General features: G+C 55.5%; 22 protein-coding genes and 2 pseudogenes. 5 read left to right on the forward strand and 19 right to left on the reverse strand.

Annotated features, from left to right (window positions below; all coding sequences use genetic code 11):
* The first annotated feature begins 17 nt into the window (after positions 1–17).
* From AC2TAD_RS15870 to AC2TAD_RS15880, 3 genes are read left to right on the forward strand one after another with little or no spacing between them, the layout of a single operon-like run.
* A complete protein-coding gene (locus tag AC2TAD_RS15870) occupies positions 18–842 on the forward strand; it encodes an ABC transporter substrate-binding protein (protein ID WP_480868819.1) in 825 nt (274 codons plus the stop codon).
* Positions 843–1,703: an amino acid ABC transporter permease gene (locus AC2TAD_RS15875; protein WP_480868820.1), complete on the forward strand. Its 861-nt coding sequence runs from the start codon at positions 843–845 to the stop codon at positions 1,701–1,703.
* On the forward strand, positions 1,700–2,431 hold the full coding sequence (locus AC2TAD_RS15880; RefSeq protein WP_480868821.1) for an amino acid ABC transporter ATP-binding protein: 732 nt from the start codon (positions 1,700–1,702) through the stop codon (positions 2,429–2,431). The genes AC2TAD_RS15875 and AC2TAD_RS15880 overlap by 4 nt, the downstream gene beginning before the upstream one ends.
* 518 nt (positions 2,432–2,949) lie before the next feature.
* Here AC2TAD_RS15880 and AC2TAD_RS15885 read toward each other — a convergent pair.
* The 4 genes from AC2TAD_RS15885 to AC2TAD_RS15900 form a co-directional block, all read right to left on the reverse strand.
* Positions 2,950–3,612: a nucleoside/nucleotide kinase family protein gene (locus AC2TAD_RS15885; protein ID WP_480868823.1), complete on the reverse strand. Its 663-nt coding sequence runs from the start codon at positions 3,610–3,612 to the stop codon at positions 2,950–2,952.
* On the reverse strand, positions 3,609–4,391 hold the full coding sequence (locus AC2TAD_RS15890; RefSeq protein ID WP_480868825.1) for an ATP-binding cassette domain-containing protein: 783 nt from the start codon (positions 4,389–4,391) through the stop codon (positions 3,609–3,611). The genes AC2TAD_RS15885 and AC2TAD_RS15890 overlap by 4 nt, the downstream gene beginning before the upstream one ends.
* Positions 4,391–5,461, reverse strand: coding sequence for an ABC transporter permease (locus tag AC2TAD_RS15895; protein WP_170486666.1), 1,071 nt, complete (start codon positions 5,459–5,461; stop codon positions 4,391–4,393). Before AC2TAD_RS15895 ends, AC2TAD_RS15890 begins: the two co-directional genes overlap by 1 nt.
* A gap of 116 nt (positions 5,462–5,577) precedes the next feature.
* Complete coding sequence (locus AC2TAD_RS15900) at positions 5,578–6,597, reverse strand: sugar ABC transporter substrate-binding protein (RefSeq protein ID WP_170413026.1); 1,020 nt, start codon at positions 6,595–6,597, stop codon at positions 5,578–5,580.
* Between the two features lie 187 nt (positions 6,598–6,784).
* On the opposite strand from AC2TAD_RS15900, the pseudogene AC2TAD_RS15905 reads away from it, so the two are divergent.
* Positions 6,785–6,970: pseudogene (locus AC2TAD_RS15905) on the forward strand (winged helix-turn-helix domain-containing protein); the annotation flags it as partial.
* Positions 6,971–7,063: 93 nt separating this feature from the next.
* Complete coding sequence (locus tag AC2TAD_RS15910; RefSeq protein ID WP_480869036.1) at positions 7,064–7,984, forward strand: ROK family protein; 921 nt, start codon at positions 7,064–7,066, stop codon at positions 7,982–7,984.
* 954 nt (positions 7,985–8,938) lie between these two features.
* On the opposite strand, the pseudogene AC2TAD_RS15915 reads toward AC2TAD_RS15910, so the two are convergent.
* The 15 genes and pseudogenes from AC2TAD_RS15915 to AC2TAD_RS15985 all read right to left on the reverse strand — a co-directional run.
* Positions 8,939–10,399 (reverse strand): annotated as a pseudogene (locus AC2TAD_RS15915) (AAA family ATPase); the annotation flags it as partial.
* Positions 10,380–10,616, reverse strand: coding sequence for a hypothetical protein (locus tag AC2TAD_RS15920; protein ID WP_480868827.1), 237 nt, complete (start codon positions 10,614–10,616; stop codon positions 10,380–10,382). The pseudogene AC2TAD_RS15915 and the gene AC2TAD_RS15920, both read right to left, overlap by 20 nt.
* A 117-nt stretch (positions 10,617–10,733) precedes the next feature.
* Complete coding sequence (locus AC2TAD_RS15925) at positions 10,734–11,306, reverse strand: hypothetical protein (RefSeq protein ID WP_480868828.1); 573 nt, start codon at positions 11,304–11,306, stop codon at positions 10,734–10,736.
* 158 nt (positions 11,307–11,464) lie between these two features.
* Entirely contained in the window at positions 11,465–11,647 is a 183-nt protein-coding gene (locus tag AC2TAD_RS15930; protein ID WP_170704290.1) for a helix-turn-helix domain-containing protein, read from the reverse strand.
* Positions 11,648–11,735: 88 nt separating this feature from the next.
* Positions 11,736–12,131 carry a hypothetical protein gene (locus tag AC2TAD_RS15935; RefSeq protein WP_480868831.1) on the reverse strand — a complete coding sequence of 132 codons (396 nt, stop codon included), beginning with the start codon at positions 12,129–12,131 and terminating at the stop codon, positions 11,736–11,738.
* The gene (locus tag AC2TAD_RS15940) at positions 12,128–13,327 is read right to left on the reverse strand and encodes a tyrosine-type recombinase/integrase (RefSeq protein ID WP_480868832.1); all 1,200 of its coding nucleotides are present in this window, start codon (positions 13,325–13,327) and stop codon (positions 12,128–12,130) included. The genes AC2TAD_RS15935 and AC2TAD_RS15940 overlap by 4 nt, the downstream gene beginning before the upstream one ends.
* Before the next feature lie 872 nt (positions 13,328–14,199).
* A complete protein-coding gene (locus AC2TAD_RS15945; protein WP_480868833.1) occupies positions 14,200–15,180 on the reverse strand; it encodes a hypothetical protein in 981 nt (326 codons plus the stop codon).
* A gap of 118 nt (positions 15,181–15,298) precedes the next feature.
* A complete protein-coding gene (locus tag AC2TAD_RS15950) occupies positions 15,299–15,751 on the reverse strand; it encodes an SRPBCC family protein (RefSeq protein ID WP_170755563.1) in 453 nt (150 codons plus the stop codon).
* Positions 15,752–15,848: 97 nt separating this feature from the next.
* Positions 15,849–16,625 (reverse strand): XdhC family protein, encoded by a 777-nt coding sequence (locus AC2TAD_RS15955; RefSeq protein WP_480868835.1) that lies wholly within the window; start codon positions 16,623–16,625, stop codon positions 15,849–15,851.
* Between the two features lie 12 nt (positions 16,626–16,637).
* Positions 16,638–17,825, reverse strand: a complete 1,188-nt coding sequence (locus AC2TAD_RS15960) for a vWA domain-containing protein (protein ID WP_480868837.1) — start codon at positions 17,823–17,825, stop codon at positions 16,638–16,640.
* A complete protein-coding gene (locus AC2TAD_RS15965; RefSeq protein ID WP_480868839.1) occupies positions 17,825–18,691 on the reverse strand; it encodes an AAA family ATPase in 867 nt (288 codons plus the stop codon). The genes AC2TAD_RS15960 and AC2TAD_RS15965 overlap by 1 nt, the downstream gene beginning before the upstream one ends.
* Before the next feature lie 104 nt (positions 18,692–18,795).
* Positions 18,796–21,213 (reverse strand): aerobic carbon-monoxide dehydrogenase large subunit, encoded by a 2,418-nt coding sequence (locus AC2TAD_RS15970; protein WP_480868840.1) that lies wholly within the window; start codon positions 21,211–21,213, stop codon positions 18,796–18,798.
* Positions 21,210–21,704, reverse strand: a complete 495-nt coding sequence (locus AC2TAD_RS15975) for a (2Fe-2S)-binding protein (RefSeq protein ID WP_170473684.1) — start codon at positions 21,702–21,704, stop codon at positions 21,210–21,212. Before AC2TAD_RS15975 ends, AC2TAD_RS15970 begins: the two co-directional genes overlap by 4 nt.
* 14 nt (positions 21,705–21,718) lie before the next feature.
* Positions 21,719–22,552, reverse strand: coding sequence for an FAD binding domain-containing protein (locus tag AC2TAD_RS15980; RefSeq protein ID WP_480868842.1), 834 nt, complete (start codon positions 22,550–22,552; stop codon positions 21,719–21,721).
* Between the two features lie 139 nt (positions 22,553–22,691).
* On the reverse strand, positions 22,692–23,777 hold the full coding sequence (locus AC2TAD_RS15985; protein ID WP_170355564.1) for an MHYT domain-containing protein: 1,086 nt from the start codon (positions 23,775–23,777) through the stop codon (positions 22,692–22,694).
* Between the last annotated feature and the right edge of the window lie 76 nt (positions 23,778–23,853).

The raw sequence follows: 23,853 nt of genomic DNA on the forward strand, positions 1-23,853 counted from the left end.
AACAGGGAGACGCTTTGATGAAACTGCTTTCCAGCACAGCTCTGGCCTTGATTGTCTCTGCGACGATGGCACACGCCGCGGGCCATGGGGCCTGCGCGGCGGACAAGACCCTTGTAGAAGGAACTCTGACCATCGCCACAGGCAACCCAGCCTACTATCCGTGGGTAATGGACGACGCGCCCGAAAACGGCGAGGGGTTCGAAGCTGCGGTAGCCTATGCCATCGCTGACAAAATGGGATTCAGTTCGGACAATGTCACTTGGGTACGCACGAGCTTTGATGAAGCGATACAACCTGGTGCAAAGAACTTTGACTTTAACATCCAGCAGTACTCTATTACCCCCGAACGGGAGGAAATGGTTGATTTCAGTCTGCCATACTACAGCTCTGCCATGGCGGTGTTGACAACCCAAAATGTGGTCGATGCTGGGGCCGAGGCAACGCTGGATAGTCTCAAGGGATTGAATTGGGGGGCCGTGGCCACCACCACTGCGCTTCCAATTCTCAACGATGTGATTCAGCCAGCAAGTGACCCGTTACTTTATAACGACAATGCCGACGTGAATGCTGCAATCATGGCCGGTCAGATCGACGCTGCTCTTTATGATTTACCCACTGCACTCTATCTGTCGGCAGTGGTTGTAGAAGGCGGTGTGCTGCTGGGCCAATTCCCGCCGGAGCAATCAGATAGCCCCGACCAATTCGGCCTTCTGATGGAAGAAGCCAACCCGCTTAAGGAGTGTGTCGACGCTGCTATCTCGGAACTGACCGAAAGCGGTGAACTTGCCGCGATCGAGACCCAGTGGCTGGCAGAGGCCACAGGTGTTCCGGTCATTAAATAAATGGACGAAACATCGGTGCAGAACAGACCGGCCAGGCGGTCTGCCGCAGCGCCAACGCGCCGCGAGGTCTATGAAGCCGGAGTGCGTCGACGCTCAAACCGCATCGCGCTGATCTCTACCATTAGCGTGGTGCTGGCCATTGTCGTTCTACTTCCGCTCTCACCCGGTTGGGATGCTGTGCAGCGTGCCTTCTTCAATGGCCGTGTCTTTGTAGCGACGTTTCCTGGGCTGCTTGATGCATTTCTGTTGAACGTGATGATTTTTGCGTGGTCGGCCCCGCTCATCGCAGTCACCGGCCTCGCTATCGCACTCTGCAGGGACACCCGTGCACCTGCGCTTTTTCCACTTCGCCTGTTTGGGATTGCCTACACAGACATCTTTCGTGGCCTGCCGGTGGTTCTTGTCATCTACATCATCGGGTTCGGGGTGCCCGGGCTGGGCCTGCCAAGGCCTTGGAACAGCCCCTATATCTGGGGGACCTTGGCGCTGGTATTGGTCTACTCAGCCTATGTCGCTGAGGTTATTCGCTCTGGCATCGATTCGATCCACCAGTCGCAGCGTTCCGCCGCCGTCTCATTGGGTCTGAGCAATCAAGACACAATGCGATTTGTTGTGTTGCCGCAAGCCATTCGAAACGTGGTGCCCGCCAATATGAACTTGTTCATCGCCTTGCAGAAGGATGTGGCACTTTTGTCTTTCATCGGTCCGGTAGAGATTTTCCGTCAGGCCGGAGTCTACAAGTCACTTTACGCGAACTTTACGCCTTATGTAGGTGCGGCACTCATCTTCCTGGCGCTGACCGTTCCCGCGACGCGATATGCGGATTACTTGATGAACAAGCAGAACCGGGCACGCAGATGAAGCCGAAGTTGTCGTTACGGGGTATCCGCAAGCGTTTCGATGATCACGAAGTTTGCAAGGGCATTGATCTCGATGTGGCCGAGGGCGAGATGGTGTGTCTGATCGGCGCTTCGGGCTCGGGCAAGTCCACCCTTTTGCGCTGCATGAATCTGTTGGAACCTATCGATGATGGGACGATCTGGCTGGATGGGAGGGACATATCCGAGCCGGGCTTAGACCCACAGCCAGTGCGCCAAGAGATCGGCATTGTCTTCCAAAGCTACAACCTCTTTCCCCACATGACTGCGGCAGAGAACGTCATGCTCGCCCCGCGCCGCGTGCGAGGCCTGAGCCGAGAGGATTTGCGCCCCAGGGTAGCACAGCTTTTCTCACGCTTTGGGCTTAGCGACCGGATGGAGCATTATCCCGACCAACTGTCAGGTGGGCAACAGCAACGCGTGGCGATCATCCGAGCGCTGGCAATGGACCCTCAGATCATGCTCTTTGACGAGATCACAAGCGCACTTGATCCTGAACTGGTGGGCGAGGTTCTCGACGTATTACGTGATCTGCGGCAGCAGGGTATGACGATGGTGCTTGCCACGCATGAGATGGGCTTTGCCCGGGAACTGGCAGATAAGGTGTGTTTTCTTGATGCAGGCCGAATCTTGGAGCAGGGGCCACCCGTGGAGCTCTTCGCCTCACCGCAAGAAGCGCGCACCAAGGCATTCCTTGCGCGCGTACTCTGACGTTTCTTTTAGTTCCTGAATATATGGCAAAACTATCTGCAGGAACTGTCTTCCTTGCTGTGGCAGTTTCAGCAACCAACGGTGCGGCAGCCACAGCGGTGGAGTGTAGCAACGCCGGAGGGTTGGTCAACAAATCCACCAATATATGTCTATGAGAGCGGTAGAAATTCTGAAGGCGATTGCACCAAGAGAAACAAATGCGAGGCGGACCGAGTTGTTCTGGTAGCCTGCACCAAATAAGTTTGAGGTGTTGCTCCAGCGAATCCAAGAAATCTTGAAAAAATTCATTCGTGCATTGTAGGCAGCACAGATGTTCGCCTTGAGCAAGTGTTGCAACTTCAAAAAATTGGCTTCGGGCAAATACTGATGGCAGCTAAGTCCGCAAAACAGTCATTTGGCGAATTTCACTGAATGACCGCTTTGCGGACAAACCGCTGCTCCCATCGTCTAACCCAAAGTCGTCAGCCAGACTAAAGCGGACAATCGCTCAGAGGCGCTGCACCAATGGCCGGCTGAAACTAGCGCATCCCGAGTTCAGTGTAATTCTGTTTCAAGGTAAGATCGGCTTTCCGGCTCTCAAAAATGACATGTTCAGCATTGGGCAGGTCATTGGCTTTAACGCGTTGCAACGCTGTATTCGTGTCAAAACCATATTTGATCCAGCGATGCTGAAGCCTGTTTTCGAGTTCTTCCATAGTTGGGCTGACAAAAACCGTTGCGGCATAGACGTCCGCCAGCGTTCTCCACGGGTCGCGATCTATAAGAAGGTAATTCCCCTCAACAACAACAGTCGGAGTGTCAGGGTGAACCGTAATCGCGTTGGCAATGGCTAAATCCATTTGGCGGTCAAATATGGGGTGAAAGGACTCAAGTTGCGAGGATTTCAACCCTTTGATTGCATTGCAAAAACCAATTGCGTCGAAGGTTTCTGGTGCGCCTTTTCTCGCCAACAAACCTCGCGCTTCAAGTATACGATTGTCCAAATGGTAGCCATCCATAGGCACCAGCGTGGCTAATGGAAACGCCGAGCTCTGTTGTGCGTTCAGCGATTGCACAACGGTCTCTGCCAAGGTCGACTTTCCGGACGCAGGAGGTCCTGCGATTGCGACAATCGTCCGAACCCCAACCTGCCTCCGAGAGGAGATCAGGTCGCACACGCGCGCTGCATCTTGCTCGATCACGCAGCGTCTTCTTTTGGTGGTTCTTTGGCGCCTGTCATAAAGGCTACGGCATCGGACATCGTGTAATCCTTGGGATCAATTGTGCAGAGCCTTTTGCCAAGCCGGTGCACATGGATTCGGTCAGCTACTTCGAAGACATGTGGCATGTTGTGGCTGATCAGGATGATAGGAATGCCACGTGCGCGTACGTCTTGTATGAGTTCAAGCACCTTGCGGCTCTCTTTCACGCCCAAAGCTGCTGTGGGTTCGTCCATGATGATGAACTTGGTCGCAAAGGCGGCTGCGCGCGCAACGGCAACGCCTTGGCGCTGGCCACCAGACAGTGTTTCAACCGCCTGATTAATCGACTGTACGGTCATCAGCCCAAGCTCAGTCAGCTTTTCACGAGCAAACTTCTCCATAGCTGGCCGGTCTAGCTGACGCATGTACTTGCCCATAAAACCCTGTTTGCGTATCTCGCGCCCCATGAACATGTTGTCCGCAATTGAAAGGGCAGGAGACATGGCAAGCTGCTGATAAACGATTTCGATACCCATATTGCGGGCGTCTATTGGAGAGGTAAAGTTTACCTTCTTTCCTTCGATCAGAATCTCACCCTCATCTGGGATTGTGGCACCGCATATCGCCTTAACGATAGACGATTTGCCAGCGCCGTTGTCCCCGATAACTGCAAGGATTTCTCCATTCAGCAGTTCAAAGTCGGAATGGTCAATAGCGGTAACGTGGCCATAGCGCTTCACGATACCACGCCCTTGGACGACTGGAGTTGCGTCTGACATTAACCCGATACCTTTCTAATCCACTGGTCAACTGCGACCGCTGCGATGATGAGAAGACCGATGAGTAGAAAGGTCCATTGCGCGTCCGCGCCGAGCAACCTCAGCCCAAGTGTGAATACGCCAACGATCAAAGCACCGAACAGTGACCCCAGAATGGAGCCTCGCCCGCCGAACAGAGAGATGCCTCCGATCACAACAGCAGTGATACTTTCAATGTTGGCCAATTGGCCGGACGTTGGCGAGACTGATCCGATGCGCCCAATCAGAGCCCAGCCCGCGAAGGCACAGATCAGGCCAGACAACATATAGACGGACATAAGCGTTCGATGGACGTTGACACCTGATAGTTCGGCGGCCTCAGGATCATCACCCACGGCATAGACATGCCTTCCCCAAGCTGTGTGTTTTAGCGCGTAGGCCAATACGAAGATAAGGGCGAGCATGAAGATGACGCCAACAGTAAAGGTCGCTCCACCGATGCTGAATTTGGTTCCAAAAAACTGAAGGAAAGGTGCGTTCGCTTCGATATCCTGGCTGCGGATTGTCTCGTTTGCGGAGTACAGGAAGTTGGTTGCGAGAACGATCTGCCACATTCCCAGCGTGACAATGAACGGGGGCAATTTAACGCGGCTTACAAGCCAACCGTTGAGCGCACCGATCATGGTTCCTACTGCAAGCCCGCACACAACAGCAATTGGTACTGGAATGCCGTACCGGAACGTGAATTGCCCCATAATGACTGATGAAAACACCATGATCGCGCCGACGCTTAGGTCGATGCCAGCGGTGAGAATGACCAAGCTTTGCGCTGCGGCAACGATACCTACAATCTGAACCTGCTGGAGGATCAATGTCATTGCAAAGGGTGAAAAGAATTTTGAACCCAGAGCCAGGCCGAAAATCACGATTGCACCGACCAGCACGATAAGCGGGACAAAGGACGGGTTCACGTGGAGAAGGTGCTGTAACTTCCCTAGCACGCCGCGCCGATGATCTTCAAATTCCGCCACCGTTTCCGTTTTATTTGCGGCGGTTTCAAATCCCTGAGCGCCTTGGTTTGCTTCAGACATATTCTCCCCTTTTCGCGACTAGCATTGCGCCCACGAGATCAGTGTACAGGAAGTTTCGGTTTGCTGGTGAAAGGAATGATGGGGCGCGTGTGCGCGCCTCATCAATTAAGTCTGCTTTAGCCCCAGCAGAGTTCCAAACCTTCGGCGACTGAAATTGATTCCACGCCATCAACAGGCTGGTCCGTGATGAGCGCTACACCGGTATCGTAGAAGTCTTTGCCCGGTGTATTTTCAGGCTTAACGCCCTCTTCGGCCCATTTCTTTACAGCCTCAACACCAAGCGAAGCCATCAACAGTGGGTATTGCTGGCTTGTCGCCCCGATTACACCGGCCTGTACATTTTGCACGCCGGGGCAGCCGCCATCGACCGAGACGATCAGCACATCGTTTTCGCGCCCAATTGACTTCAAGGCTTCATACGCACCTGCTGCTGCCGGCTCGTTGATTGTGTGAACCACATTGATCGTCGAGTCTTTTGCCAGAAGGTTCTCCATGGCGCGGCGCCCGCCTTCTTCGTTGCCGTCGGTCACGTCACTGCCAACCAGTCGGGCATCGGTCTCATCGCCGATAACATTTGGATCCGCTAGGTCCACTCCGAAACCGTCAAGGAAGCCCTGATTACGCAGAACATCCACTGTTGGCTGACTAACGTTCAAGTCCAGCGTCGCGATTTTGGCGTCCGCTGCCGCGTCACCCATTTTTGCCTTTGCCCATTGGCCAATTAACAGGCCTGCCTTGTAGTTATCCGTGGCAAATGTTGCGTCGGCAGAGTCAATCGGGCTCAGCGGTGTGTCCAAAGCAATTACCAGCAGGCCAGCGTCCCGCGCCTGCTGAACCGCAGGGACAATCGAGCTGGTGTCAGACGCCGTCAGCAAAATTCCCTTTGCTCCATCAAGGATGCACGTTTCAATGGCCTGAACCTGAGTTTCGTGGTCGCCGTCGATCTTGCCCGCGAAGGCCTTTAGAGTCATGCCAAGCTCTTCAGCTTTGGCTGTGGCGCCTTCTTTCATCTTTACAAAGAATGGATTGGTGTCAGTCTTCGTGATCAGGCAAACCGTCTCCCCGGCCGCTTGAACAGATGCAGCAGCGAGTGTGAGTACAGTCGCTGATGCAGCAAGCTTGAGTAGATTTCTCATGTTGTCCTCCCAGAAAGTTGTTTTTGTCCCGCGTGGCATGACAGCGAGACCCACCTCCATCCTCCAATGCAGGTTGCGTTCAAGCAAACCGCGATTCTAGCCTTCATGTCAATAAATAAATAAAGTTTATTTATTAATTTGCTTCGGCATCTTTTCATAAGAAAACAAGGGGTTTATGTTCAGGCTTATGGAAAGAGAAGCGCTAAAAACACTGACTGGCGGGGTAAGTCAAAGCGGGGTTCGCGATCACAACGAACGTTTGATTTTGACGGTTTTACAAAGGCATGGCCCTGCTGCGGGTGCCGAAGTCGCGCGACTAACGGGCCTGTCCCCTCAGACTGTCTCAATTATTCTTCGCAAGCTGGAAAAGGACGAGATTCTCAAACGCGGAAACCCTTTGCGCGGAAAAGTAGGTAAGCCCTCAGTCCCTATGGAGCTCAACCCGGAAGGCATCCTTTCAGTTGGGATGAAGATCGGGCGGCGCAGCGCCGATCTGCTTTTGATCGACTTTATGGGCAACCCGCGCCACCAACTTTCCACGACATACGATTATCCGTTGCCAGAGGTCATTTTTGGGTTTCTGGAGTCTGGCCTGCAAACACTTCTCTCTCGCGAACCTCAACTTCTTCGCGACCGAGTATGCGGTATCGGGATCGGCACCCCGTTCGAGCTTTGGAAATGGCATGATCTGTCCGGGCTCGCCGCCAAGAAATTCAGGTCATGGAAAAACGTGAATTTCTTCTCCGAGGTCGCCAAGTTCAGCGACTTGCCGGTTTTTGTGGTTAACGACGCAACGGCAGCCTGTCACGCGGAGCACCTTTATGGCCGCGGGGCTGAGTATCGTGATTACTTCTATTTTTTCATCGGCTCGATGATCGGCGGTGGCGTCGCATTGAACGGCACCGTATTCGAGGGCAACCAAGGCAATGCCGGTGCGCTAGGCGCTATGCGGACTACGGGCCCATTGGGTGAAAGCCAGCAACTGATCGACACAGCTTCGCTGTTCCTGCTCGAGGACAGATTGATCGAAGCAGGTGTCGATCCTGAAATTCTCTGGAAGAAGCCTCAGGATTGGAATAGCATCTCTCGCTATGTCGAACCATGGATCGGCACGACGGCTCAGGAATTGGCCAAGGCCGCACTGTCAATTTGCGCGGTCATCGACTTTGAGGCGATTTTCATCGACGGTGCATTCCCACCTGAAGTGCGGGAAGAGTTGGTCTCACGTGTTCGCCGATACCTAATCAACCAAGACAAACGCGGTTTAATTCCTCCAGTTGTAGAAGCCGCAGCGGTCGGGGAAAACGCCCGAGGCATTGGTGCGGCGAGCAGCCCAATTTTCCGCCAGTTTCTATTGAATACTAATGCTGGGCTTTCTGGGATGTAGTCTCAACTCATTGGCGGCAAACTTCCTAGGAAGGACGGAACCGCGACTCCTACTCAAGGTGGCTGCCTTAGAACGGCCCATTTTCGGGCTGTTGCAGTGCCGTAAGGCAAATAGCAACTGAGGACTGCTTTGCGCCTGCTGCTGAGCATTCCAATTTCACCTAACTGCGCATAGCAAAAATCCATACGAAGCGTAGCTTCGGTAGAGAAGGGCTCAGAGCGTTGATTGAAGCCATTTTGCGAACGTCCGTTTCTCTGCTTAAACCCGCCGTTCGCCCGCCATTTCGCACAACTTATGACAGCGAGAGCGCGAGCCCGAGGGCTTTGCCCGGGCTCGCGCTCTCGCCCCTGTTGCAATGGTTCAAGCAACGCGCGAGATACGAGTTTATCTATAGAGATCTCGCGCGTTTCTCGCGTATCTCGCTCACGTTTAAACAAGCCAAATCCAATCTCTGTTTGTTCCTACGCGACCCGCAGTCTGCAGTGCATCTATCATCCGGGTAATTTCTCGTTTTTGGTCGCGATCGCGCGATGCTTTGGAGATGCCCAACTTCGAAGCGTACGCAATGAGTTCCTCCTGGTTAACAATCCGGTGCATTTCCGGTTCGGGCCATTCTTCGCCTCCGGGATTCCAGCTGCCATGCTCATCGATGTAGAGCGAAAGAGCCTCAATGAGGTTTTGCTGTTTGTCGGGCAGTTGTACCGCCGCGTCAGCAGTTTCATGCGGTGAGTTGGGCATCGGCTCGATATAGCATGACGTGACATGCTCCCCGTCGCTGTCGAGACCCAGCGCCACCTGCTGGAGTTGGTAAGAGAATTTAGCCCCGTCTTCTCCATCCCGCACTTTCTCTGCTACTGCCGTGATTATATCGCCATCACGTGTGATTGAGATTTCTGCATCGACGGCGCCTTTGAGAGAAGAATGCCCGCGTGCTCCACGCGACGTGTCCTTGCCAGTATGATGAACAAGCAAAACAAGTCCTTCGATTGCGTTCTCGATCGTGCTAGCGCCCTTCAGAGCCGCCCCCATGCCCTCTGGCGAGTTTTCGTCACGCCCGCCGATTGCACGAGCCAATGTGTCTATGAAGATAGATTGTACGGCTTGGCCAGCTTCCCGACCGAGCGTTCGGATTTGCTTTATCAAAATAGAAACAGCGTCCTCATCGCAAAGATCAAGGCCACCATTGAGAACGTACATCGGAGCGGGTCCAACCTTTCTCAAAAGAGGCACTAGGCGGTTGCGCACCCCGCCCACACCTTCGAACGCGACATAGACAACCGGCCCGCCTTGCGTGCGGTGAGAATACCATGGCTGGTTTGCAGCAAGATGTGCTGCCATGTCCAACGCCAACCATGTTTTTCCGGAACCCGGCGGTCCAAACAGCGTTGCGATTCCACGTTTCGGCAACCAACCCCGGATCGCATCAGCGTTTTGAAGTATGGGTTCAACTTCTCCCAACCAGAAGCCATCTGTCGCTACGCGCTCTGGCGTTTCGCTGCCTGCGACTGCGCGTTGAGCGCGCCTTAAACGATCCCAGAGTTGCGTTGGGCCATCTTCTATTAGAATTTCGTTTGCGTCTTTGTGCGGCGATGGATCAAAAACACGCCCGCCGCAGGACGCCGCGGCATCGCTGGCCGCTGCGACACTATCCGCGTCAGCGCAGAAGATCGCGCCGGGAAAATCCTTCGCAGCGCGCGACCATCGCTGGCCAAGCATTGCGACCACCCGGACGTCAGGTGTGGAAATGTCCTCCTTCATCGCCCGCCAGATTGCCAGAGCGTCTTCTGCGCCCTCCGCAACCAGCGTATGAGCCGGTTGGGCATCCGAGACTTTGAACCAACCTTCGCCAATTGGTCCCAGGGACTTCCGATCATCGACACGCACACCTTCAGTTGAAAGCGGAACACGTTGGACGCCACAGATTTCACCCATTGAATCCAACACCGGAAAAACGCAGCAGGGACGACCATCGGCAGCATTCGGATGAAAGCGGGCTGCATTTTCTGGAAGGTGTCTCAGGATGCCGCGTGCTTCGAGATACTTCTGGGCAAGCGTATCTTTGATCGGAAGAGCCTTTGACCAAAGCTGCCGGGCCTTTTCGCGGTTCGGTTTTTCCATTTTGCTGTTGCCCAATCTGAATGTTCCGTCGCCCTGGGCTGCAAGCTGATCAAAATCCGCATCGGGAATGCGAAGGTAGCCTCCGTCTTGCGCCTCATGATCGTAGAAGGACCCGCGTTTTTCACCGTGCAGAACGACAGACTTAGACCCCCGTTGGCCAAACCTGAGTTCGCCTTGGGTCGAAAGGGACATGTTGGGTTCACCGAAGGCTTCAGTTGCCGTGACACGAAGCAGCTCATTAGACGCCGTCGCCCAAAATGCTGCTCGATCAATTGGACTAAAACGGGATTTCGTCATCCAGAAACTCGTTCCGGCGGTCCCGGTCCACTCTCTGTTGCCGCAGCTCAAAATACGCGCCTAACGCGACGCGTAATCCTTCATACCCGAGGTCTGGCCCAATCTGGCGAACCGCGTCAGCAAGTCCTTCTCGCTTCCAGAACAACGCCATGCGACCCGCGGCCACCCGCAGGTCTTCGCGTTCGCCGTCAGTGAAATCGATCAACGTATCACTCATATTTGTGCTCGCTTATTGCTGTTTCGCAGGAAGGTCGTGGCAAGACGATGCAGGCGGCCCGGGTTTGATTTGCGGCACAAATCAGAACCCGAGCGTTTATGCTTGCCTGCGGTGACTTCAGGCCCAGGCATCCGGATCTTCGGTGCCATCATCTCCAGACTCAGGATCAGATCCCGATGAACCGACATCAGACGTAAATGTTGAAAGGTCAGGCCATTTGCTCTTCGGCGCAATTTCAAACCTGATTTCGGTCGATGTGCCTCGCCCAAATTTCACGGTTTCGACCGCAACAATACGAACTCGAACAGCCTTACCGTTTGGAATATCACCGGCCTCTTTTGCGACCGATGCGATGAAAGAGGTAATGGCTCGCGAACCGCCACGCAGTTCGCGGACAGGGGGCTCATCCCAGGCTTCACTCCTGAGATCCAGCGATACAGCGGGCGAGTATTCAGGCGATGGGCTTGGTGTGCCATTCCAATCATCTTGTTTCGTCAAGGGCACGAAATCCGCGCCATGCTGATCCACTTTGAGCCAACCCTGTTCTGCGTTGGCCAGATCCAGATCTACGATTTTGCCGATCAAAATGACTTCAACCGCATCACTATCGACGCGCGAGGCTTTGAATGTCGCCGTTCTTGCGTCGAGGCGAATGTATGGGCGGCCTGTGCCGCTGTTAGGAAATAGCATCGTAGTTCTCCTTTTCGATTGGATGCATTTGATTGTCTTGGGTCGGCGTATGTTCCTGACGCCATTCGGTTTCTAGAATTCGCAAGTTCTGATCAGGCATGCCTCCTCCGTTCGCGGACTGCTGAGCTCGCGTTTAGGGTTTTCGGTTTTCGGGTTGTTCAAGTTCGTTCGGCTTTCAAGCTTTCCACTGCAGTCTGAATATCGCTTTCCGGCCAGCGGGCGGAATATCCAAGCTTGACGGGTTTCGGTAGCAATCCGGCCTTGGCATGTCGCCAAATTGTAGCCTTGGACACACCAAGGCGCTCGGCAACTTCGCGGTCAGTTAACAGGCGGTCGATCATATTTTACTCCATGAATTTCGAAGTCATGGGGTGACTAAAACCGCTTCTGTCTGTTTTGTCTCAGGGTCGAAGGGGGCGGTTTGTAAGGCTATTTCGACCCCGCAATCCTTGCCCATTTTTCTATTTTTTTCAGACGTTTATTTTCATCGGAAATGCTCCGACCAGTCTTTTGCTTGTATAAACTTGCCAATTCCACCCTGCGAGACTCAGCGTTACTTTTTGCCAGATCTTCGACAAGGTCAATGAGTACACCGTAGTCGTGATCGGGCAAGCGGCCTGGTTTCTTGGCAACCGGGGCATCGCCAGCTATTTCAGACGCCATTACTTTCTGCTTTGCATAGCGATATTGCGACAGTGAAATTCGACCGAGTTCAGTTGTGTAGTATTCGCGTTCAAGTTCGACAGAGCCGGCCTCGCAAAGCGCAACTACAACTTCACAGTCTTCCACGGTTTCAACGGCGGCAAGAAACACGTTGTCGTTCATCTCTTTACTCCATTCAGCGGAATAACATCTGCCCCACCTTTTCCCGTGACATAATCGGCCCAAGCGGCCAATAGAGCACGGCGCTTTTCGATGAGATCGGATCGCTGATACGCGCGTTCCACCGCGTTGCCGACAACATGCCCAAGCGTTGTTTCGGCGACTTCGTAAGGCTGGCCGGTTTCCTCGGCCCACGTTCGCAAACTGGATCTGAACCCGTGAGGGCGGGCAGTCATGCTCCGGTCACGCATCAGTTTGCTCATCGTCATGTCGCTGATCGGTTTTCCTCGCTGCCCCGGAAACAACACTTCACCACCGTGACGCAAAGCATCCTCTACGACCATCACAGCCTCGTCGGTCAGTGGTACTCGAAAATCTCCCGTCGCACCTTTGCGACTCTTCACAAACTCGGCGGGTATCGTCCAGATACGGGTGTCCAGATCAATTTGATCCGGCGTCGCGTAGCGGACCGGGGCAGATCGCACTCCGGTAAGAATCAGCAAGCGAAGCGCGAGTTCAGTGGCATTTTGACCAAGCGATGCATAGAAGGCGGGCACCTCTTGCCACTGTAACGCTGGGATGCTCTTCGCTTCATGCCGTTGTTTGCCGAGAAGAGCGCGGGCCTTGTCCACCGCCTGTAAATCCACATTCAGACCCAAAGCGGCTGCATGCTTCAAAACGAGACTCAGGCGGTTCGCAGCTTTGCGAGCCGTCTCGGCCTTTTCATGCCAGATCGGCGCCAGCGTGTCTCGCACAGAGATCTGATCCACCTCAGCGATGGGCATCTTTCCAAGCTTGGGCAAGATGTGGATTTCCAACGGCGAGAACCAGCGTCCCGCAGTTCCATCACCTTTAAGTTCTGCCTTGCGGGCCTCAAAGCAATCCTGTGCCACATCCCGAACCATGTGCAGATTACGGATGGCTTCCCGCTTCTCTGCTTCGCGCTTGGCTATAGGATCGATACCGCGCTTGGCCTGCTGCCTGTACTCGGTCGCCATTTCTCGCGCAGCCTTCAGGGAAACATCGGGGTAGGGGCCAAGACCCATTTCCCTGCGTCTGCCATGGATCGTGAAGCGAAATACCCAAGCTGTCGTACCATCCTGACGCCGCACGAACCGTAGTCCGCCTCCATCTTCGTGCTTACCAGGAGGAAGCGACTTCAATCCGACCGTTGAAAGCTTGTGTAGGTTGCTTGGCAAAATCCGTCCCCCAATTCGTCCCCCAATACATATTGCGGTACGGTGACACGAGTTGAGACTGCCTGCAATGAAAAATATAATAATATTAAAATATTACATATGATCGTACCTGTTTATGATACTACATGATGTAGTGTGATATAAAAGTTATGTGCCTCTCCTGGGCACCAAATCCCCCGATAACGTATTAATTGTTCTCAGTTTACTTGTCCTAGCTGTGCGGTTGTAGAACATGGCGTATGACAATTCGGTCCTCTTTTTCGTTCAACAAGAACGCCATCTATTGCTTTAGAGGCGGGTTCCTCGGGGTCTCCTGAAACACTACCAACAAGGACCGCGCGCTGGTAAATGGCTCGGTCCAGACATTGATCCGTAAGGATGGGGATGAAGTCGAAACCGTTCTGAGCCAATTGAACGAATGTCTGACAGCCTCTGGCAAAATGGTTGGTAAATTCACACTAGAACCTGATCTTTCCGGCAATAGTCGGACTGTGCGAACTGCCTGTTACAAAGCCGAGCGCACGAACTAGAATGAAGCGGTTTCCTACTTGAGACGAGCAGTGGGCTTTCAAGTTGAATGCTTGCCCTAAGTGATCAACCTTCGAAGATCCCCTCAGAGTTGGCCAAGTGGCGAATGCACCTGTTTTGAAAACCAGTGATTTAAGTCTAAGGGCTTCATGGGCACTTTTGACGCCGTTGTGACAACACCCGTAGCGGAGTTTTCTTTCAAGACGTCCGTCTTGACACTGCCCACATGACCTAACCAATTGACTATGCAGTGTTTGTGTTTCTTATCTTGGGCACCGTATCCTCCACATAGTTGAGAATTGGTATTCCCGCATGCGTATGACGGAGACGCCTGGTCTTTTTGTTCAGGATCTGCATTCCAGCTCGTTCATTTCGGCGTTTCTGGTTTTTGACTGTCGCCTGACACGCTGGTCGAACGCGGGAAATAAACTTGGACCAGAGTCGACACCAAATCTTGCACTTGTTTCGTCCCCTATAAGCTGAGCGTATCTGACCCATGTTCGGAACACAAAAACATCGCGCAGACTGATTATTGACTTGTTGTTTGTCTGCCGCCCAGGTTTCGCAAGTTTCAGATCCCGGAAATAATTCTTTTCATCTGCAGCCCAGCCTTGCGGAGTCTTAAACGGCTTCTGCTCATCCGAATCTTCGTATTTGAAATCAGGGTATTCCTGTCCGAATTCGGAGCACCCGTGCGAGATTTTTGCGGGCAGACCACAGATCGCATGCTTGGTTTTCAAGTCGTCAAAAGCAGCAAGACAGCTTTTAGCTTCGGCAAGGCTCTGACAATAAATATAACCCTTGTAGGGATACTTTATGCCACTCCTCAGCTCTATCATGCATTTTCGTGCGTTGTCGTTCGGCAGGTCGAGGTTGAGTAGCATAAAATAGGCCAGAAAAAGATCATCCAGATTCTCGGGCAAAATCTGAACTTTGAAACAATCATGGCACAAGCTCGGGATAACTTTGGTTTCTTTGAAGAATTTCAAACGCACGTCGCAATGCGTATGCTGACCATTGATGGTCAAGACCCGACCAGAGAACATCTGGGCCACAGGAACAACCTGAGTAATGCCCAAGGTTTCCAGAATACTCATCCACTGGCGGTAGGCATCGCCGTATACTCTGCGGTCCAACATGCCCAATCGCCAATCAAACCCCAAAGATTCATTTATCCGGCTTTGGGCCGTTCCGAATGCGCCAAAAGCTGTCGTGCATCCTCGGGGTGTTTCCAACAGATTCACAAGCCGCCGGACACTGGCACCATCATCTGGTTTAATCGCAACCCATTGTTCAAGCTGCCTAACTTGCGCGTCGACGGACATCACACCTCTCCTGAAACAGAGAAACTCTCTGCCAGCAAGGTGATCGCCCTCATCACGCCTGTCGTCAACTCAAATGCGCAAGAACCGGCAGTTTGTGCCGGTTCTTGACCTTTTTTGATCAGGACACCGCTTGTTCCGCTACGATTTCGCCAAATCGGGTGAAGAACTTGCCCGACAGCTTTTTGGCCGTTCCTGCAATCAGACGGCTGCCAAGTTGGGCGATCTTGCCGCCGACATCGACCTTCGCGGTGTAGGCCAGAATTGTCTCAGCCCCGTCCTCGGTCAACGTGACCTCGGCGCCACCTTTGGCGAAACCAGCCGCTCCGCCCTTGCCTTCTCCGGTCAAAGAAAATCCACTGGGAGCGTTGGAATTGTCTAGTGTGACCTGCCCGGCAAATTTCGCTTTGACCGGACCAATTTTCAGGACCACTTTGGCCTCAAGATCCTCCGGCGAGTTCTGGATCAATTCTTCACAACCCGGAATGCACTCCTGCAATATCTCGGGCGTATTCAGTGCTTTGTAAACCACGTCGCGCGGGGCTGCGATGCGGATTTCGTCACTCAGTTCCATTCACGTTTCCTCTGTTCAACAGCATTTCGGAAAAACCAGAAGGGCGGTTTCCGTCGCCTGTTCCGGTGTTTGTTTCGGGCGCTCGGGCCACAGGCGCTTAAGCAAGTTTTTCATCCTGAGAAACCTCCGTCGATTTGTCCGTGTTTCGCCACATCACGATCTCGGCCAGGATTGACAGGGCGATTTCGTGCGGATCAATGGCATGAATGTCCAGCCCGGCAGGGGATTTCAGACGCGCCGCGCGGGCTGGATCCAGACCCTGACCAATCAGCTTTTCCGCGAGTGTTTCGGTTTTGCGGCGGCTGGCCACCATCGACACCCGCGCGGCTTGCGTGTTCAGCGCGGCCCCAAGGGCTGCGCCGTCTCCTTGACCTTGCGAGGCCACGACAACAAAGTCGCGCGCCTCGATACCCAAGTCTTCGACCGTCTCGGGCGTGCTGCTCGTCACCCGAAACCCGGCGAGCGTCCCGTGTTCGCCCAGCGCCTTGGCAATTAACGAGGTGCCAAAGATCACCAATCTTGGCGCGTGCTGATACGGTTCAACCAGCAAATCCACCGTCCCGCCCGAGGGGCAGCCGCTTTTGAAGGTTTGCACGCCATCCGGGTCCGTCATGTCGACCACCTTATCCGAGGGTTTCACGCGGATCATCTGCGGCGCACCGCTGGCCAGCGCTTGTATCGCTGAACTGCGCACCGCGCGCTGCACACAGGCACCGCCCAGATGACCCAATATCCGCCCGTCGCGCGCAATCGCCGCCTTTCCCCCGGCCTTGGCCGAGGTTGCATCCGCTGTGCGCAGCACCGTGGCGACGCAGAAAGGCTCACCGGTTCGGCGCAGGGTTTCGATCGTGTCGAATATGTCGAAATTTGCCATATCAGACTCCTTTCACAACTTGCGAAACTGCGGCTCAAGAGCTGCCAGCGCCTCGAGCGTGTTGGCAGGCAAATGCGCGTCCAAATGGGGTCCGGCCGCCTGCATCGCCGCTGCGATGGGTCGGTAGTCTTTCCATCCCTTCAACGGGTTCAACCAGACGATGCGCCGTGACTTGCGCCGGATGCGCGCCAGAACTGCGCTCAGCGCCTGCGGATCCGAACTGCAATAGCCGTCCGACAGGATCAGAACGATGGTCCGCCCGTTCAAAGCACGCGCGCCATAGCCGTTCAGAAAGCTTTCCAAGCTACCCGAAATGTCGGTGCCGCCGCCGAACCCCTCGGCCATCAAGGACAACCGCCCAGCCGCACGGATCGAGTCGTGATCACGCAGGGCGTCCGTCACCCGCATCAGGCGCGTGTGAAACAGATAAGCATCTGCTTCAGTCCCGCTACCGATCAAACCTTTGAGAAAGGCCAGAAACACCCGCGAATAAACAGTCATCGACCCGCTGACATCGCACAGCGCTACGATCCGCATCGGACGCGGCGGCTTGGCGCGGCGATACAAATCAATCGGCTCACCCCCTCGTGCAAGACTTGCCCGTTGTATCCTCCGCATATCCAACGTAGCGCCCCGCAACGCTTGCTTTCTGCGACGCGACCGCCGATCACGAATGGCACGTGCCAACATCAAGGCCGCCTTTTCAGCCTGCCTTAGAGCCTCGTCATCCATCAACTCGCGCAGGTCCCTGCGTGACAGGTTGACTGTGCGTGTCGCAATCAACTTGCCATCAGTCCCCTCGGCATCGCCTTCGCCCTGATCGGCAGAACCCTCTTGCTCTGCGCTTTCCGCACCCTGTTCGTCGGAATGTGCGGCATCCTGCCAAATCATGGGTTTGGCAGATTGCACCCTCACGTGGCTCGTTTGTGCGACCCCTTCGCGCTGCTTTCCAACGTTGAACCAATAGGCATCGAACAGATCATCAAAACGTCGCCAATCCTCGGCGTCGCTCGCCAGCAACACACATAGCGCCCGGCGGGCCTGATCCGCATCCGTCGCCGTGATCTGAGACAATGCAGACAACGCATCCGCGGTCTCACCCGGACCAACCCGCAGCCCGTTCGACCGCAAATGCGCGATGAACCCGGACATTCGGTCGGCAAGGCCATCGGCCCGAGAAGGAAACCGCGTGACCTGCATCACGCCACCTTGCCGATCAGCCGGTCCATCAGCTCGGGCGGAGCCGCGTCATAGTCCGCAGCCGTCTTCAACAAACATACAAGCGTCGCCTGCACGGCATCGCGCGATTGCGCCATGTCGTTAACGCCCAAACCTGACAGAGCTGCAGCCCAGTCCAACATCTCTGCAATGCCCGGCGTCTTTTCCAAATCTTCTTTGCGCAACGCCTGTACGACCCCAATGATCTGCCGCGCCAGCACGCCTTCAACCTCGGGCATCCGCGCCCGAAGGATCGCCATTTCAACCTCTTTCGAAGGGTAATCAAGGAAACTGTAAAGACACCGCCGACGTAAGGCATCCGACAAATCACGCGTCCCATTGGCGGTCAGGATCACAATGGGCCGAGTCGTCGCTTTGACCGTCCCAAGCTCGGGGATGGTGATCTGAAAGTCGGACAGTATTTCCAGCAAATAAGCTTCGAATGCCTCATCCGCCCGATCAATCTCATCAATCAACAAAACCGGAGGAATATCCTGAGAAATAGCCTCTAACAAAGGCCGTTTCAGCAAATACGCATCGGAAAACAACTGCGCCTCGCCAACCCCTCCCTGCGCCTCCGACGCCCGGATCGCAAGCAGTTGCCGCTGATAATTCCACTCATAAATCGCATGGCTGGCATCCAGCCCTTCATAGCACTGCAAGCGTATCAAACGCGCCTCACGCGACGCTGCCACAGCCTTGGCTACCTCGGTCTTACCCACCCCGGCCGGACCTTCCAGCAACAAGGGCCGCCCCAAAGTCTGCGCCAGATGCAGCGCCATCGCCAACCGATCATCAGCAACATAGCCTTGCGCGGCCAATCCGTTCTGCACATCACTCAAAGTCAAAACCAGGATCCATTCTTCATCTGGCAAAAAATACCTCGGGGGAGGTTCGGAGGGGGGCTGGCCCCCTCCGTTCGGTCGGATCGGCCAAGCCGATCCGAACCCATTCACCCGTGCATCCCCAACCCATTGGCAATCTTCCAGATGCGCCAGTGGTCATGCGGCATATGGCTCTGCACCAACCCAAAGGGCCGGAACGCATCATGCACCGCGTTCGAGAAACAGGGCACACCACCCACATTGGGGCTTTCCCCAACACCCTTCGCGCCAATCGGATGGTGCGGGGACGGCGTCACCGTATAGTCGGTGATATAGTTCGGCGTCTCCCACGCGGTCGGCAGGAAGAAATCCATCAGCGTGCCAGTCTTAACGTTACCCATCTCGTCATAGGCAATCTCTTGACCCATCGCGATGGCCAACGCTTCGGTCACGCCACCATGAACCTGCCCGTCGATGATCATCGGGTTGATCCGCGTGCCGCAATCATCCAGCGCATAGAACTTCCGGACATCCCATTCGCCAGTATCCACGTCGATCTCCATGACGCAGATATAGGCCCCGAACGGATAGGTCATGTTCGGCGGATCATAGTAGCTGACCGCCTCCAAACCGGGCTCCAGACCGGGGATTGCCTGATTATAGGCGGCGAAGGCGATCTCCTTCATCGTCTTGAACCGCTCAGGCGCGCCCTTGACCGAGAACCGATCCACGTCCCACTCGACATCGTCGTCATGGACCTCCAGCAGATAGGCCGCAATCATCTGCGCCTTGGCGCGGATCTTACGCGCAGCCATTGCCGTTGCAGCACCGGCCACAGGAGTGGACCGAGACCCGTAAGTCCCCAGACCATAGGGTGCTGTGTCGGTGTCGCCTTCCTCCAGCGTGATATCATCAGCAGGCAAACCGATCTCACTGGCGATGATCTGCGCAAAGGTAGTGGCATGACCCTGACCCTGAGAGATTGTGCCCAGCCGTGCGATAGCCGACCCGGTCGGGTGAATGCGGATTTCGCACGAGTCGAACATACCTAGCCCAAGGATATCGCAGTTCTTCACTGGCCCCGCGCCCACGATTTCTGTGAAATGCGTCAGGCCAATGCCCAGCAGTTTGCGAGTCTTACCGGCTTTGAACTCCTCGACCCGTTGCGCCTGTTCCGCCCGCAGACCCTCGTAGTCGACCGCCTTCAATGCCTTGTCCCAAGCGGTGTGATAATCACCCGAGTCGTATTCCCAGCCCAGTGCCGACTGATAGGGGAACTGGTCGGCCTTGATGAAGTTGATCCGGCGCAGCTCGGCCGCGTCCATGTTCAGCTTGATGGCTAGAACCTCGATCATCCGTTCGATGAAATAGGCCGCCTCGGTCACACGGAAGGAACAGCGATAGGCTACCCCGCCGGGAGCCTTGTTGGTATAGACCCCATCCACGGCCAGATAGGCGGTCGGGATGTCGTAGGATCCGGTGCAGATGTTCATGAACCCAGCCGGGAATTTGGTCGGGTCCGCACAGGCGTCAAAGCCGCCGTGATCCGCCGTCGTGTGACACCACAGACCGGTGATCTTACCGTCCGTCGTTGCCGCGATTTTGCCCTGCATCCAGTAGTCGCGGGCAAAGGCGGTGGACATCAAATTCTCCATCCGGTCCTCGACCCATTTCACTGGCTTGCCGGTGACAATCGAGGCCACGACCGAGCAGACATAACCCGCATAGGCCCCAACCTTGTTACCAAAGCCACCACCGATATCGGGACTGATGACGCGGATATTGTGCTCGGCAATGCCCGAGATCAGCGACACAACCGTCCGGATCGCGTGCGGGGCTTGGAACGTACCGTAGAGCGTCAGCTTGCCGGTCACTTTGTCCATGCTGGCCACCGAGCCGCAGGTCTCCAGCGGGCAAGGATGGGTACGGTGGTAATAGACCATCTCTTCAGCCACCACATCGGCCTCGGCCAGAATAGCCTCGGTCGCGTCTTTGTCGCCCTGTTCCCAGGTGAAGATGTGATTGTGATGCTTGCGCGGCCCGTGCGCACCTTCGGTCTGACCCTCAAGGTCTTCACGCAGGACCACATCGGATTTCAGCGCCTCGAACGGGTCGGTCAGAACAGGAAGTTCCTCGTATTCAACCTCGACCAGTTCTGCAGCATCCGCCGCGATATAGCGATCCTCGGCCACAACGAAAGCGACCTCCTGACCTTGGAACAGCACTTTGCCATCGGCCAGCACCATCTGTTTATCGCCTGCCAGTGTCGGCATCCAATGCAGGCCCAGCGGCGATAAGTCTTCGGCAGTCAGAACAGCGATCACGCCGGGCAGCGCCAGCGCGGCTTCTTTGTTGACGCTGACAACGCGGGCATGTGCGTAGGGGGAGCGCACAAAGTCGCCGAACAACATGCCATCCAGCTTGATGTCGTCGACGTAGTTGCCCTTGCCTTGGGTAAAGCGCACATCCTCGACGCGTTTGCGCGAGCTGCCCATCCCTTTGAGATTGGCGGCGCGTTCTTCGGGGGTCAGAGTCTGGTCGTTCATTCCGCAGCCTCCTTCTGAGCGTTCAGCATGTCAGCCGAGGCCGAGATCGCCTTGACGATGTTTTGGTAGCCGGTGCAGCGGCAGAGGTTCCCAGCCATACCGAAACGGATGTCTTCTTCGGTTGGGTTCGGGTTTTCTTGCAACAAGCGATGGGCGCGGGTGATCATGCCCGGCGTGCAGAAACCGCATTGTAGGCCATGATGTTCGCGGAACATCTCCTGCAGTACGCCAAGGCTGCCATCGTCGTTGGTAAGCCCTTCGACCGTTGTGATATCGGCACCGTTCACCTGCGCTACAAAAGTTGTGCAGGACTTGACGGACTTGCCATCGATATCAACAGTGCAAGCGCCGCAATGGCTGGTTTCGCATCCGATATGGGGGCCGGTGATTTTCAGATCTTCCCGCAGGAAGTGGATTAGCAACGTGCGCGGCTCGGCCAGACCTTCGACCTCTTTGCCGTTCACGGTGAGTTTGACGTGCATTTTTGACATGGGTTCTCCTCCCCTCAACCCGCGCGGCTTTGGGCGCGGTCGATGGCGCGGCGCAGCATGACGCCTGCCACATGTTTCTTGAACTCGACGGGGCCACGATTGTCGGCAACCGGATCAATCGCATCCAACATGGCAGCAACGCAGCCATTCACATCACCGTCCGCCAGCGCAGCGCTTGCGCCTTCGGACCAGACCGGCGTATCGGCCAGATTGGTCATTGCGACCGAGGCCGTTCCGTTACCCACCATCACAGCAGCCGCCGCCGTGGCATAGTCGCCAATCTTGCGCTTTTGCTTTTCGTACGCCTGACCGACTCCGGCGCTGGGCACCGGGATCGAGATACGGGTCAGGATTTCCTCGTCCTCGCGAGCGGTAAAATACGCTGCCTCGTAAAACTCACGCGCAGCGACGCTGCGATTGCCATCGGGGCCGGACAGATCAAACGTCGCGTTCAGGCATTGCATCAACCCCGGCATGTCATTGCCCGGATCACCATTGGCCACATTGCCACCGACGGTGCCCACATAGCGCACCTGCGGATCAGCGATCTGCAAAGCCGCCTCGCGGATCAGCGGAATGGCAGCGGCCAGACCGTCATGAGTGATCAACTCGTGCTGCGTGACCATCGCACCCAAGGTCACGGTGTCGGAGCCGACCTCAATGCCCCTTAGTTCGTCGATGGCTTGCAGGTCGACCAGATGGCCCATCTCGGCCATGCGCAGCTTCATCATCGGGATCAGGCTGTGCCCGCCCGCGATCACGCGCGCTTCGTCTCCGTGTTCCTGCAAAATGCCGATGGCCGAGGCGATATCGCCTGGCCGGTGATACTCAAAACCGGCTGGTATCATGTTTTTCCTCCCTGGGTCCGAGCAATATGCCTTGGGGGACCTGACGTTAGGAAAGAACGCCCGCGTCAGCCGTTCCAGTCAACGAGAACGGGGCGCGCAGCTTGTTTCACGAAATACGAATAGGCTGCACGAGTTGCGATCAAAGGCCCAGCGCGTCGCGAATGTCAGATAGGCGTGACCGGCTGACCGGCACCTTGGTCAACGCGTCCACACCGTCGAAATAACAAGTGCCATTGTCCTTGTGACGCTCAAAACTGGAGACATGTTTGGGATTCACCAGATAGCTGCGATGGGCACGCAAAAAGCCATCGGGGGTCAGGCGGGTTTCAGCCTCGGTGATGGACCAGGGACAGAACAGTTTCTCGGCCCCGATATAGAGAACGGTATAATGCCCTTCGGCCCGGATTGCGGCAATCTCGGTCGGGGTGGCGAAAAAGGTCTGGCCTTCGCGCTCAAACGGAATGCCTGCCCGCAAGGTTGCAGGTTCAGGGCTGGGTGGAGCAGGCGCCACAACAGCAGCAGGTTCAAGGAAGCTAACGCCAGTCAACAGGAACGCTCCACAGATCAGGAACACCGCCACGGTGACACCCATCGCCAGCACCTGATTGTTCAGTGCCGGACCGGCCCCGCCGGTGCTGTCGCTGACGGTGAAATCGGTCAGACCGGTGGCCACGAAGTGCATTGTAAACACCGCCAATCCGAAACAGGCCGTTCCCAGCAAGATGTTACGCTGCGTGCGGTTGTCGTAGGCCACCCAGATCGCCACAACCGACAGCACGACCGAGGCCAGCGTTGACAACAGTACGTCCCACACGTTGTAGACCGGGCGACACAGTTCCATCCCGGCCATGCCTATATAGTGCATCACAACGATGCCAAGGCCCACGATCACGCCCGCCCCCACTATGGTCTGCACCGAACGTGGCCGGAAATGCAGCAACAGCAGCGCCAAACCTACCATCAGGATCGCCACAAGGGCCGAAATCAGTGTGATCAGCGCGTCATAGTAGAACAGGATCGGAAGTTGCAGGCCCAGCATGGCGACGAAATGCATCGACCAGATGCCGCCGCCCAGAACCACCGCAGCCAGCGCCACGATGATCTTACGGCGCTGGTCGTCCAGCTTCGATGCGCCATGTGTAAGATAAAGGCCGGTAAACCCCGCCATGAGCGCCACAGCTAACGAGGCTGCCACAAGCCAAGCGTTATGCGAATAGTCCAGCATTTTTGGTTTAGGCGCCCTCCCCGACGCGTGGACGACGTTAGCAAACGGATTTGATTGGGACAATTGGCTCTTGAAC

Source organism: Ruegeria sp. HKCCD7628 (genome assembly GCF_057221005.1).